The sequence below is a fragment of the Candidatus Enterococcus moelleringii genome, from assembly GCF_017377575.1.
Taxonomy (GTDB): Bacteria; Bacillota; Bacilli; order Lactobacillales; family Enterococcaceae; genus Enterococcus_A; species Enterococcus_A moelleringii.
The window spans coordinates 78,739-91,491 of the sequence record NZ_JAFREM010000018.1; the positions used below are offsets into that span (position 1 = coordinate 78,739).

General features: G+C 40.2%; 10 protein-coding genes. 9 read left to right on the top strand and 1 reads right to left on the bottom strand.

Going from position 1 to position 12,753, the window contains the following annotated elements; genetic code table 11:
• Window positions 1–113 precede the first annotated feature (113 nt).
• The 5 genes from pflB to JZO70_RS11550 all read left to right on the top strand — a co-directional run bounded on the left by pflB (window position 114) and on the right by JZO70_RS11550 (window position 6,025).
• Window positions 114–2,405, top strand: a complete 2,292-nt coding sequence (gene pflB / locus JZO70_RS11530; RefSeq protein ID WP_207673724.1) for a formate C-acetyltransferase — start codon at window positions 114–116, stop codon at window positions 2,403–2,405.
• A gap of 85 nt (window positions 2,406–2,490) precedes the next feature.
• Window positions 2,491–3,270: a pyruvate formate-lyase-activating protein gene (gene pflA, locus JZO70_RS11535; protein ID WP_207673725.1), complete on the top strand. Its 780-nt coding sequence runs from the start codon at window positions 2,491–2,493 to the stop codon at window positions 3,268–3,270.
• A gap of 87 nt (window positions 3,271–3,357) precedes the next feature.
• Window positions 3,358–4,287: a manganese-dependent inorganic pyrophosphatase gene (locus JZO70_RS11540; RefSeq protein WP_207673726.1), complete on the top strand. Its 930-nt coding sequence runs from the start codon at window positions 3,358–3,360 to the stop codon at window positions 4,285–4,287.
• Between the two features lie 78 nt (window positions 4,288–4,365).
• Entirely contained in the window at window positions 4,366–5,169 is an 804-nt protein-coding gene (locus tag JZO70_RS11545) for a DUF1803 domain-containing protein (RefSeq protein WP_207673727.1), read from the top strand.
• 1 nt (window position 5,170) lies between these two features.
• On the top strand, window positions 5,171–6,025 hold the full coding sequence (locus JZO70_RS11550; protein WP_207673728.1) for an alpha/beta hydrolase: 855 nt from the start codon (window positions 5,171–5,173) through the stop codon (window positions 6,023–6,025).
• Window positions 6,026–6,077: 52 nt separating this feature from the next.
• Here the strand turns inward: JZO70_RS11550 and JZO70_RS11555 are convergent, their stop codons facing one another.
• Window positions 6,078–6,629 (bottom strand): DUF2179 domain-containing protein, encoded by a 552-nt coding sequence (locus JZO70_RS11555; protein ID WP_207673729.1) that lies wholly within the window; start codon window positions 6,627–6,629, stop codon window positions 6,078–6,080.
• 387 nt (window positions 6,630–7,016) lie between these two features.
• Between JZO70_RS11555 and glgB the strand changes: the two genes are divergently transcribed.
• From glgB to glgA, 4 genes are read left to right on the top strand one after another with little or no spacing between them, the layout of a single operon-like run.
• The gene (glgB, locus tag JZO70_RS11560) at window positions 7,017–8,930 is read left to right on the top strand and encodes a 1,4-alpha-glucan branching protein GlgB (RefSeq protein WP_207673730.1); all 1,914 of its coding nucleotides are present in this window, start codon (window positions 7,017–7,019) and stop codon (window positions 8,928–8,930) included.
• A 45-nt stretch (window positions 8,931–8,975) separates the two neighbouring features.
• A complete protein-coding gene (locus JZO70_RS11565; protein ID WP_207673993.1) occupies window positions 8,976–10,118 on the top strand; it encodes a glucose-1-phosphate adenylyltransferase in 1,143 nt (380 codons plus the stop codon).
• Window positions 10,108–11,259: a glucose-1-phosphate adenylyltransferase subunit GlgD gene (gene glgD / locus JZO70_RS11570; protein WP_207673731.1), complete on the top strand. Its 1,152-nt coding sequence runs from the start codon at window positions 10,108–10,110 to the stop codon at window positions 11,257–11,259. Before JZO70_RS11565 ends, glgD begins: the two co-directional genes overlap by 11 nt.
• Window positions 11,259–12,689, top strand: coding sequence for a glycogen synthase GlgA (gene glgA, locus JZO70_RS11575; protein ID WP_207673732.1), 1,431 nt, complete (start codon window positions 11,259–11,261; stop codon window positions 12,687–12,689). The genes glgD and glgA overlap by 1 nt, the downstream gene beginning before the upstream one ends.
• The last annotated feature ends 64 nt before the right edge of the window (window positions 12,690–12,753 follow it).

The following is a 12,753-nucleotide window of genomic DNA, read 5'->3' on the forward strand; positions in this document are numbered from 1 at the left end:
CTTGTTAAAGTTTTTACATGAAACTATTGCAATAGCTTGAGGATGTGTTATACTGTGTTTGTAAAGCTGTAGCAATCACAAATGGTCATAATTTCTAAGGAGGTCTCTCTTAAATGGGAACTGCAACAAAAGAACTTGAAAAATTAAATGTAACTGAAAAGGCAGCATGGAATGGATTCAAAGGTACAATTTGGAAGACAGAAGTAAACACACGTGACTTTATCCAAGCAAACTACACACCGTATGAAGGCAACGCGGATTTCTTAGCAGAAGCAAGCGACGCTACCAACAAATTGTGGGGCAGACTGCAAGAGCTGCAAAAACAAGAACGTGAAAACGGCGGCGTTTTGGATATGGAAACAGATGTTGTTTCTTCAGCCAATGCATATGGCGCTGGTTACATTGATGAAGAGTTGAAAGAGGCAGAAAAAGTTGTCGGACTTCAAACAGATAAACCATTAAAACGTGCGTTTATGCCTTATGGCGGTATTCGTATGGCAGAAGAAGCTTTAGAAAGCTATGGATACACTCCAAACCCTAAATATACTGAAATTTTCAATCAATACCATAAAACACATAACCAAGGTGTTTTCGAGGTCTACACACCAGAAATTCGTGCAGCACGTCGTAATAAAATCATCACAGGTCTTCCAGATACTTACGGCCGCGGCCGTATCGTAGGTGACTACCGTCGTGTAGCATTGTACGGAATTGACTACTTGATGCAAGAAAAATTAAAAGATCATGCTAACGTTGGCAACGGACAGTTCACTGACGAAGATATCCGCTTGCGTGAAGAAATTAATGACCAACACAAAGCATTAAAACGCATGAAAGAAATGGCTGCAGCTTATGGCTACGATATTTCTCGCCCAGCTGAAAATGCGAAAGAAGCAGTTCAATGGGTATACTTTGGTTACCTAGCGGCTATCAAAGAACAAAATGGTGCAGCAATGTCAATCGGACGTGTATCTACATTCTTAGATATCTACATCCAACGCGACATGAAAAACGGCTTGCTTAACGAAGAAGAAGCTCAAGAATTAATTGACCATTTAGTAATGAAGTTACGTATGGTGAAATTTGCTCGTATCCCTTCATACAACGAATTGTTCTCAGGAGACCCAGTTTGGGCAACTCTTTCAATCGCTGGTATGGGTATGGACGGACGTACATTAGTCACTAAAAATGACTTCCGCTTCTTGCGTACGTTGCAAAACATGGGACCTTCTCCAGAACCAAACTTGACAGTATTGTATTCTTCTCGTTTACCTGAAGGCTTCAAAGATTATGCAGCAAAAATTTCGATTGAAACTTCATCAATCCAATACGAAAACGATGATGTAATGCGTCCAGTATGGTTAGATGACTATGCAATCTGCTGCTGTGTATCGGCTACAGAAACTGGTAAAGAAATGCAATTCTTCGGCGCTCGTGCCAACCTTGCAAAAGCATTGACTTATGCAATCAACGGCGGGATTGACGAAAAATCTAAAACACAAGTAGGTCCTAAATTCCGTCCGATTTCTTCAGATGATGCTTTAGACTTTGAAGAAGTTATGGAAAAATACGACGATATGCTTGAATGGTTAGCAGGCTTGTATGTAAATACTTTGAACTGCATCCACTATATGCATGACAAATATTACTATGAAGCAGCTGAATTAGCATTGATGGATACAAACTTGAAACGTACCTTTGCAACTGGTATTGCCGGCTTCTCACACGTAGTTGACTCATTATCAGCAATCAAATACGCAAAAGTTTATCCAGTCCGCGACGAAGACGGCTTAGTAATTGATTACAAAACAGAAGGCGAATTTCCTAAATACGGAAATGACGATAACCGTGCCGATGACATCGCTGTATGGTTGTTGAAAACTTTCTTAGAAAAATTAGAACACTACAAAACTTACCGTGATTCTGAACCAACAACTTCTATTCTTACAATCACTTCAAACGTGGTTTACGGAAAAGCAACTGGAAGCTTGCCAGATGGACGTCCTGCTGGCGCGCCATTATCACCAGGTGCAAACCCATCTTACGGTGCAGAACAAAACGGCTTGTTAGCTTCATTAAACTCATTGACTAAATTGCCTTACGAATACGCATTAGATGGTATTTCAAATACACAAAGTATCAATCCTGATGCTTTAGGTCATGATGAAGAAGAACAAATTGAAAACTTAACAAATGTATTGAACGGTTACTTTGACCAAGGCGCTCACCATTTGAACGTGAACGTATTCGGCAAAGAAAAATTAGTTGATGCAATGGAACATCCAGAAAAAGAAGAATATGCTAACTTTACTATTCGGGTATCTGGATACGCAGTTAAATTTATCGACTTAAGTCGTGAACAACAGCTAGATGTAATCAGCCGTACATTCCACGACAAAATGTAATAACTTAAAAACAATGTAACGCGAGTAAGGGCGGATGGACGGAGGTCTATTCGCCTTTACCCATGTTTATAAGGAGGAAATGTTTATGTCGACAACGACTGAACAACCCATTATCGGAAATGTCCACTCAATTGAAAGCTTTGGCTCCGTTGATGGACCTGGTGTACGCTTTATCGTCTTCATGCAAGGCTGCCGCATGCGCTGCCAATTTTGTCACAACCCTGATACTTGGCAAATCAAAGATCCTAAGGCTAAAAAACGGACGGCGGATGATCTTTTAGAAGAAGCGATTCACTATAAGAGCTATTGGGGCAAAAAAGGCGGAATTACCGTCAGCGGTGGAGAACCATTGCTGCAAATTGATTTTCTAATTGATTTATTTAAAAAAGCGAAAGCTCAAGGAATACATACAACGCTGGATTCTTGCGGAAAACCATTTACTTTTGAAGAACCCTTCTTCTCTAAGTTTGAAGAATTAATGCAATATACTGACTTGATTTTATTTGATATCAAACAAATTGACGACCAAAAACACAAAGAACTAACTGGACAAGGCAATGGCAACATTTTAGAAATGGCGAAGTATCTATCGGACATTAACAAACCGGTTTGGATTCGCCACGTATTAGTACCATTTAGAAGCGACTATGACGAATTTTTAATTCGATTAGATACATTTATCAAAACCTTGAAGAATGTGCAAAAGGTGGAAATTTTACCTTATCATACAATGGGTAAATACAAGTGGGAAGAAATGGGCTTGAAATATCCCCTGGAAGGCATTGAACCGCCGACGGATGATCGGGTAGAAAATGCCAAGAAGCTTCTCCACACGGAAGATTACAAAGGCTATCTGAAACGATAAACTTTCCAGAAAAGAGCGACTGTTGGTTGCTCTTTTCGTTTTTTTTGATATCATTAAGAAGAACTTATTTAAAGGAGCGAATCGATTATGACAAAAGTTTTAGTTTTTGGTCACCAAAATCCGGATACCGATGCGATTGGCGCGGCGATTGCCTTTGCTAATTTGCAAAAAGAATTAGGGGTAGATGCTGAAGCAGTAGCTTTAGGCGACCCTAGCGAAGAAACGCAATATGCATTAGATCAATTTGGTCTGACTGCTCCTCGCGTGGTTGAGAGCGTAGTGGCAGAAGAAGCAGACGTAATGCTGGTGGATCACAATGAATTCCAGCAATCGATTACTGACATTGAAAAAGCCAATATTTTGGCTGTCGTTGACCATCATCGGGTAGCAAATTTCCAAACAGCTGATCCATTGTATTACCGCGCAGAACCAGTGGGTTGTACTTCAACTATCGTATTGAAGCTGTACAAAGAAAACAACGTGGCTGTACCGAAAGAAATTGCAGGCATGATGTTATCAGCGATTGTTTCTGACACGTTATTATTCAAATCACCTACTTGTACTGAACAAGATGTTGCTGCAGCAAAAGAATTAGCTGAAACTGCAGATGTTGATTTAGACAGTTATGGTTTGGCGATGTTGAAAGCTGGGACTAACTTATCTACTAAGTCTGAAGCTGAGTTATTAGACTTAGATGCGAAAAGCTTCCCAATGGCTGACAAAACAGTGCGAGTTGCTCAAGTGAATACTGTTGACTTAGATGAAGTGTTTGCTCGTCAGGATGCATTAAAAGCTGCAATGATCGCAGAAAATGCTGAAAAAGGCTATGACTTATTCTTGTTGCTAGTAACGAATATCTTGAATTCCGATTCAGAATTATTGGTTGCTGGTGAGCCACGGGAGAAAGTTATCGAAGCTTTTAACGTTCAATTAGAAAACGATCGTGCTTTCTTACCTGGTGTGGTTTCTCGTAAGAAACAGGTTGTTCCTCAATTGACAGCAGCATTCGAAGGCTAGAAGAAAAAAGAGGATTTGTGAAAATCCTCTTTTTTGTGCAATTTTTTATTTAGGATTATACTTGGAAATGGAGCGGTTATGAAGCTATTAACAACCAATAAACAATTAAAGAAGAGTCTATCAGATGCTCAAACAGTTAAATTGCTGGAGTATCTCTATCAATTGGAGCAACCAGTCATTTTACGCGAGATTCGGGCAGCTTTTACGGAAGATCAGCAACTGGATAAACGTTTAGACTTGTTAATTCAAACCGGCGTGGTAGAACGCATGGATCGTCGGTATCGGCTGATTTTGCCGATTTATCAGGAATTCCCAGACGATTTATTAACAGATCAGCTCGAAAAGCTGATTGGTTCAGCGGATTTGCTCAACTTTGTGGAACAGTTCTACCCCGAGGAATTGGCCGGACCAGTCGCCGTTACCTTTGATTTGGCTAGTCGGACAGTCATAGAAAATGAGACTTATGCAATCGTTACTTTAAATAAGAAGAGTTTTTTGCAGCCAAGCTTGCCGAATTACTTTTATTATCAGCAGCAAAAGCGTCCGGAACAGTTTGAGGATTTGGAAAAACTTCTGGGTGATGTAAATCCAGCTTTCTTTTTCAATCAGGTAGAACTGTTGTTGGATTCTTTATTGAAAGGGAAGAAGCCTAAAAGGACATCCATCTTCCTTGAAAGCCTGGTGATGACAAAGTTGGCGATATTGGAGCCGACAGTACAAGTTGATGCACCAATTGTTAGAATTGAAGACTTATCCCCGGATGTTGTGGAACTTTGGCAGCAGGCTGACGAGATGACTCGCTATTTTACTTTTCATCAGTTGGTCCAGCGTTTGATGGGCTCAGAAGATACGCTCTCCTACATTATTTCAAAGAAGGATTAACATGAAGAAATTTGCTAAGATCATGACTTTATTGCTTTCGTTTTTATCTGTGGCCGGACTGATTTATTATACTCAGATTCGGTATTTGAGTCAGGGTACATTGGTTAAACAAAAAGGTGTCCGGTATTCTAATACGCCGACTGTGTTTATTCATGGCTATCAAGGCAGTTCTTTGTCTTTTGGGCCTTTACTGAACAAGCTGGAGGCAGATAATATTGCGAAGCGAGAAATGACGATCATAGTAAAATCAGATGGGAAATTATCCGTTGAGGGAAAGTTGACCAACAATCATGAAAATCCAACAATTATGGTTTTATTTAGTGAAGATGTGACGGATGAGGTAAAGCAGAGCCAGTGGATTGCTGAGGTCATGAAGTATTTATACACACAGCATGTGACGGGAGTAAATTTGGTTGCCCATTCAATGGGTGGTGTTTCTGCCTTGCGTTACTTGTTGGAATATGCAGATAGTCAAGTGCCGGAAGTAGAAAAGCTGGTGACCATTGCATCACCTTTTAACGACTTGGAGATTGCGGAAGATACTGAAGAAATATTTGCCTATGAATTAACGGAGAAGGGTCCTAGTGATACGACACCGATTTATGACTACTTTGATCAAGCAATGAATCGATTACCAAGCAACTTAGCAATTTTGAATATTGCAGGGGATCTTGAAGATGGCTCAGCTAGTGATGGATCTGTTTCCACCCACAACATCTTTTCATTACGTTTCTTATTGCAGCAGCACACCAAAAATTATCAAGAGCTGCTGATAAAAGGACAAAAGGGCGGACATTCAGCGATTACACGCAGCCAGCAGCTGCAGAACAACTTGATGGCCTTCTTATGGCGTTAACTAGATAGCAACAGCCCGCGTGTGATAATGCTCGCGGGCTGTTTGCGTACCATTAGCTTTGGGATGAGTTTTGACGTTTGCGTATTTTTTTGGTCCAAAAACCGCCAGAAATATATTTTGGTTCGTAGGAAATGATAAACGCCCGCTCTTCAATTTCTTTGATCAAGCGGTAAAGGGTCCGCTCAGTCTTTCTCGGAGATAGGATTTCTAAAACCATCCGTTCGCCTTCCAGTCCTTCAGCATAGGATTGGGTTACACCATAGCCATTGTCGCGCAGCACTCGAGGTAAACTTTTTTCTTGATCTGTGTTGGCAGGTAGGATGACTGTGACCATCATATATCCCAATGCCAGCTTGTCCTCAATCTTTATGCCGACGCTAATTCCGATTGCATAACCTAAAGCATAGGCAAACAAATTGATTGGATTGTCTAAACGGTCCAAAACCATCGAAAGTCCCAGAATATAAATAGTTATTTCAATCATACTAAGTAAAGGAGCTAAAATACGGTAACCTTTCATAGTCAGCATAAAGCGAATGGTATTCAGTGCAACATAAGCAAAATTGATACCGAAAGTCATCAAAAGCAGCTTTGGATCAAACATATGAACTCCTCCTTTTCATTATAAGAGTATCGGTTCTATTATAAAAAGGCAAACAGAACTGTTTATTGAAAAGTATCAACAACAGTAAAATAACGGTTGTAATTAATACAAGTGTTATTTATTTAACATGAGTATCAAATGTACAAAAAATGAAATTTTTGTCATAAAATAACCCTTCTGGCCTAGCATTTCAATTCTAAGTATAATATAATGAAATTAGAGTGATGTTAATGCTTGTTTTATTGCGGTTGATCAAGGTTTTTGGCTGTATTAGTCGTAAAAGTATGTTATTATAAAATAGAAGAATCGAATGCAAAATTAGGAAACGTTCATTCTTTAAAGGCAAAATTTCATTCTTTTTGACAAAAAATAGTTAAGGTGATGAGTATGGGAGAAAAGACTAATAAGCTATCAGCAGAGGTAAGTCAAGCGAAAAATAACTTTTTGACTGGTGAAAATTTTTATGTGCAGCATTTACTAGGAGCACACAGGCTTTCTGAGGGGAGTTATTGCTTCCGTGTTTGGGCACCTAATGCAAAAGGTGTTTTTTTAGTTGGCGATTTCAATGAGTGGCAGGACACCTTGCCAATGAATTTCGATGGGGAAACAGGTATTTGGGAAATTATTACCGATCAGCCGAATGAAGGGGACCTTTACAAGTTTAAAGTCCGCCAAGCAGACGGACGTGAAGTAATGAAAATTGATCCTTTTGCTATCCGATTCGAAAAAAGACCTGGGGATGCGGCAGTGCTATATACAATTCCAGCTAAAAAATGGAAAGATGGTTTATGGCGCGGACGCAGCAAACGAGTGAATGCCTTAAAGAGACCAATGAATGTTTACGAAGTACATGCGAGTTCTTGGAAACACCATGAGGACGGAACCCCATACAGCTTTGGAGAGCTGGCTGAAGAGCTAGTTCCTTATTTAGCGAAGATGGGCTATACCCACGTTGAATTTATGCCTTTAATGGAGCATCCATTAGGACGTTCATGGGGCTATCAACTGATTGGCTATTTTGCATTGAGTTCTTACTATGGAACACCAGAGGAATTCCAGCAGTTTGTTGAAGCCTGTCACTTAAACAATATTGGTGTTTTTGTTGATTGGGTACCTGGTCATTTTTGTATTAATGATGACACACTACCTTATTATGACGGAACAGCCCAATTTGAATACAGCGATCCTGACCGGGCCAAAAATATTCGTTGGGGTTCAATCAACTTTGATTTAGGCAAGCCGCAGGTTCAAAGCTTCTTGATTTCCAGTGCGATGTTTTGGATTGAGATGTACCACATCGATGGCATACGAGTGGATGCTGTTTCCAGCATGCTGTATCGCGATTACGATGATGGCCCATGGACACCAAACCATGAGGGTGGTAATCGAAACTTCGAAGGTTATTACTTCCTGCAAAAGCTCAACTCAGTAATTAAACTGGCTCATCCGAATATTTTGATGATTGCCGAAGAAAGCTCATCGGAAACTCAAGTGACCGGACTGACTGAAACAGGTGCTTTAGGCTTCGATTACAAATGGAATATGGGCTGGATGAACGATGTTTTGCGTTTTTACGAGATGGACCCGATTTTGCGTAAGGATCATTTTAACTTGGTAACTTTTTCTTTTATGTACATGATGCAGGAAAATTATATTTTGCCATTGTCTCATGATGAAGTTGTTCACGGTAAGAAAAGCTTAATGCATAAAATGTGGGGTGATCGCTACAAACAATTTGCCCAGCTTCGCAATTTGTACACCTACTTTATGACTCATCCTGGAAAAAAATTACTGTTTATGGGAAGTGAATGGGGCCAGTTCCTAGAATGGAAATTTGATGAAGGATTAGAGTGGGCAGATCTAAACGATTCGTTAAATAGCAAAATGCAGCACTTTACGGCTACACTGAATGAGTTTTACAAAGAGGAAACAGCCTTATGGGAGCTGGAAAACACCTATGACACCATTCAGATTATTGACGCCGACAATGCTTCGGAGTCGGTTCTCTCTTACATTCGTCAAGGTAAACGCAAGAAGGACTTTCTGATTGTTGTCTTGAACATGACGCCAGTTGAACGCAGAGATTTCCACGTAGGTGTTCCGTATCCTGGTACGTATAAGGAAATTTGGAATACTGAAATGGAAGAATTTGGCGGCACCTGGACGAAGCACAATGAGGATTGTGAAAGTGTACCGGTTGCATTTAAAGATTATGAGCAGTTAATCAAAACCACGATTCCTGCTTTTGGCGCAGTGATTTTCAAACCTGAGTCAATTGTTTTAAAGCGAAAAAACAAATAATAATTTGAGAGGAGGTTGATGAAGGACTGCCTTCATCATCCAATAATGAAAACAGAAATTTTAGCTATGATCTTAGCTGGAGGAAAAGGGTCACGTTTAGGTAAACTGACACAAAATATCGCAAAACCAGCGGTGCCTTTCGGCGGAAGATATCGAATCATTGATTTCACATTAAGTAATTGTATCAATTCGGGTATTAACAATGTGGGTGTCGTAACCCAGTACCAACCCTTGGCTCTAAACAGCCATATCGGAAATGGCTCCAGCTGGGGCTTTGACAGTCTTAATGCCGGAGTAACTATTTTGCAGCCTTTCTCAAGCAACGACGGCAGCAAGTGGTTTGAAGGGACGGCTCATGCCATCTACCAAAATATGGACTATATTGACCAAATGGATCCGCAATATGTCTTAATCTTGTCAGGGGATCACATCTACAAGATGGACTATGAAGCAATGCTGGAAAATCATAAAGAAAACAATGCAGCGCTGACTGTTGCGGTTATTGGTGTTCCAATTGAAGAAGCCTCTCGCTTCGGTATTATGAACACAGACGAAAACGATCGCATTATTGAATTTGAAGAAAAACCGGAAGAACCTAAGAGTAATCTGGCTTCAATGGGGATTTACATTTTCAACTGGAGCCGTCTGCGCAGCATGCTGTTAAACAGCTACCAAAAAGATGACCATATGTTGGATTTCGGTAAACATGTGATTCCTGCTTATCTAGAGGCGGGTGACAATGTTTTTGCTTACCACTTTGAAGGCTACTGGAAAGATGTGGGTACGATCGATTCCTTGTGGGAAACAAGTATGGAATTTATTGACCCTAACCACAGTTTGGACATTCGGGATAAAACGTGGCGCATTCTGGCTAAAAATACCGTTTCACCACCGCATTTCTTTACCGATACAGCCAATGTGAAAGACTCACTGGTTGTTGATGGCTGCTATGTGGCTGGAGAGATCACTCATAGTATTTTGTCCAGCGATGTACAGGTTAAAGAAGGTGCCCAGGTTATTGACAGTGTGATTATGCCAGGAGCAACCATTGGGAAAAATGCCCATATTAATAGAGCTATTGTAGGTGAAAATGCGATCATAGGTGATAATGCTGTTGTAAACGGCGAAGAGGAGATCGCTGTTGTAGGTTATTCAGAAGTGATTGGAGTGTCGATTGATGAGAGCTAATAAAATGTGTGCTATTTTGGGTAATGCCCATGAATGTCAAGAATTAATGCCTTTAACGGAGAAACGTCCATTAGCGACGCTGCCGTTTGATTGTAAATATCGTTTGCTTGATTTTTCTTTATCCAACATTGTCAATGCCAATGTAAAATCGGTTTACATGGTGTTTAATCAAGGCTTGACCCGCTCTGTTTTTGACCATATCGGCGGCGGCCGTGAATGGCATTTAGACAGTGTTGACAGTAAGTATTTTATTCACTTTTACCAAGACTATTTGCAAAGACGAGCAGAGGGTCGTCCTTATTACGAGGCAGCAATTGACTACTTGAAGAAATCGAAAAGCAAATACACTGTATTTATGGGAAATAAAATGCTGTGCAATATTGATCTGAGAGCTGTTTTGAAAATTCATCAACAGCATGACAGTGATATAACCGTTGTTTACAAAAAAATGCCGATTAACCAAATCGCTTACCAAGATATCATATTGGATATCGATGAACATGGTATTGTCGAAGGGCATCATTCTTACTTTGATGATCCAGTTGAATCCGAAATTAAAAATCTAAGCATGAATATATTTATTGTTGGAACAGACTGGTTGATTAATGCTATGACAGATGGTCAAAAGAAGGGGACACCTGTTGCTATTCAGGATTTCTTAACTCTTTGCATGGACAAACACAAAACTTCAGCTTATGAATATACTGGCTTTTTAAGTAATATTTTTGATGTGAAGGCTTATTATGATGCGAATATGGCAATGCTGGATTCCAAGAAATTCTCTTCGCTGCTTTATTCAAATCAAAAAATCTATACTAAATTAAAAAATGAAGTAGCTACCTATTATGCACCAACTTCCGATGTTCACAACAGTCAGTTTGCTACAGGCTGTATCGTCAAAGGGAAAGTAAGAAATTCGTTGTTCTCTCGCAGTTCAGTTGTGGAAGAAGGGGCTGAAGTGAGAGATTCAATCATTATGGCCAGTGCGGTAATTAACGAAAATGCTTCTATTTCTTATGCTATTTTGGATAAACATGTCTATGTTGATGCAGGAGTAAAAATTGTTGGAACGCCTGAGAAACCAGTCGTGATTAAAAAGAATGTACATGTTACTTGCGACATCATCGGAGGCGAAGAGTAATGAAGATTCTTTTCGCTGCAGCGGAATGTGCACCTTTCTTTAAAACAGGCGGTTTAGGGGATGTTGCCGGCGCTTTACCTAAAGCCTTGAAGGAAAAAGGGGCGGATATTCGGGTAGTACTGCCTTATTTCTCTAAAATGGCCCAGCAATACAAAGAAAAAGTAGAAGATTTATTTGATTTTGAGGTGCATGTTGGTTGGCGCAAGCAATATTGCGGCGTTAAGCATTTAAGACTTCAGGGAATCGACTATTATTTCATTGATAATATGTATTATTTCAATCGTCCAAATTTGTATGGCGACTATGATGATGGCGAGCGTTTTGCCTTCTTCCAAATGGCGCTGATTGAAATGATGGAAAAGATTGATTTTATCCCGGATGTTATTCATGTGAATGATTATCATACGGCGATGGTTCCCTTTTTATTGAAGGAAAAATATCACTGGATTCAAGACTTCCAAAAAATTCGGACAGTTTTAACTATTCACAACATTGAATTCCAAGGGCAATACGGTGGCGAGGTTCTTTATGATTTGTTTGGCATGGGAACCGAACGTTATGATGACGGCACGATTCGCTTCGAGGATTGTGTGAACTTCATGAAAGCTGGTATATTGTATGCGGATCGCGTGACAACTGTTAGTCCATCCTACGCCGAAGAAATCAAAACACCTGATTTTGGTTCCGGCTTAGACATAATCTTGCGGATGGAAAGCGGGAAACTTAGCGGTATCGTGAATGGGATTGATTACGAGACATTTGATCCTATGACTGATCCAGCTATTTTTACCAATTATAATAGTAAGAAACTAGACAAAAAACTGGAAAACAAAACCAAGCTGCAAAAGCTGCTAGGCCTTCCAGTGCGCAAAGAGGTTCCGGTAATTGGCATTGTCAGCCGGCTGACCTATCAAAAAGGCTTCCATTTGCTGCTGCAGGAGATGGAAAATCTAATGCAGTTTGATGTACAATTAATTCTAATTGGTACCGGAGATCCGGATTTCGAAAGCGGCTTCCGTTACTTTGGTGAAAAATATCCAGAAAAAACCAGCATTCAAATTGCATTTGATGTACAATTGGCTCAAAAGGTTTATGCAGGAGTCGACATGTTCTTAATGCCGTCTGCTTTTGAACCTTGCGGCTTGTCGCAAATGATTTCGATGCGTTACGGCACCTTGCCAGTAGTTCATGAGATTGGCGGCCTGAAGGATACGGTTGAGCCTTACAACCCGTTAACCCATGAGGGAACCGGTTTTGGTTTTGTTGATTATGGATCCTACTTCTTAATGCAGGCCTTGAAACAAGCCATTGAGCTTTATCAAGAAGAGCCGAAAGTTTGGAAAAAATTGATGAGTAACGCCATGGCCAAGGATTTCAGCTGGGATGTATCAAGTCAACGCTACTTGGAGCTGTATCAGCAAATTAGTTAAAAGATCAAAAAACAGCGACTTGCTAGTCTGCGTTTTTTGGTAGAATAAACAAAAGGCAGTACCA

Coding starts and splice junctions, on each gene's coding strand:
- JZO70_RS11555 (WP_207673729.1), bottom strand. CDS start 6,629: ATGTTTGATCCAAAGCTGCTTTTGATGACTTTCGGTATCAATTTTGCT.
- JZO70_RS11565 (WP_207673993.1), top strand. CDS start 8,976: ATGAAAACAGAAATTTTAGCTATGATCTTAGCTGGAGGAAAAGGGTCA.
- JZO70_RS11540 (WP_207673726.1), top strand. CDS start 3,358: ATGACAAAAGTTTTAGTTTTTGGTCACCAAAATCCGGATACCGATGCG.
- JZO70_RS11545 (WP_207673727.1), top strand. CDS start 4,366: ATGAAGCTATTAACAACCAATAAACAATTAAAGAAGAGTCTATCAGAT.
- glgA (WP_207673732.1), top strand. CDS start 11,259: ATGAAGATTCTTTTCGCTGCAGCGGAATGTGCACCTTTCTTTAAAACA.
- JZO70_RS11550 (WP_207673728.1), top strand. CDS start 5,171: ATGAAGAAATTTGCTAAGATCATGACTTTATTGCTTTCGTTTTTATCT.
- glgB (WP_207673730.1), top strand. CDS start 7,017: ATGGGAGAAAAGACTAATAAGCTATCAGCAGAGGTAAGTCAAGCGAAA.
- pflB (WP_207673724.1), top strand. CDS start 114: ATGGGAACTGCAACAAAAGAACTTGAAAAATTAAATGTAACTGAAAAG.
- glgD (WP_207673731.1), top strand. CDS start 10,108: ATGAGAGCTAATAAAATGTGTGCTATTTTGGGTAATGCCCATGAATGT.
- pflA (WP_207673725.1), top strand. CDS start 2,491: ATGTCGACAACGACTGAACAACCCATTATCGGAAATGTCCACTCAATT.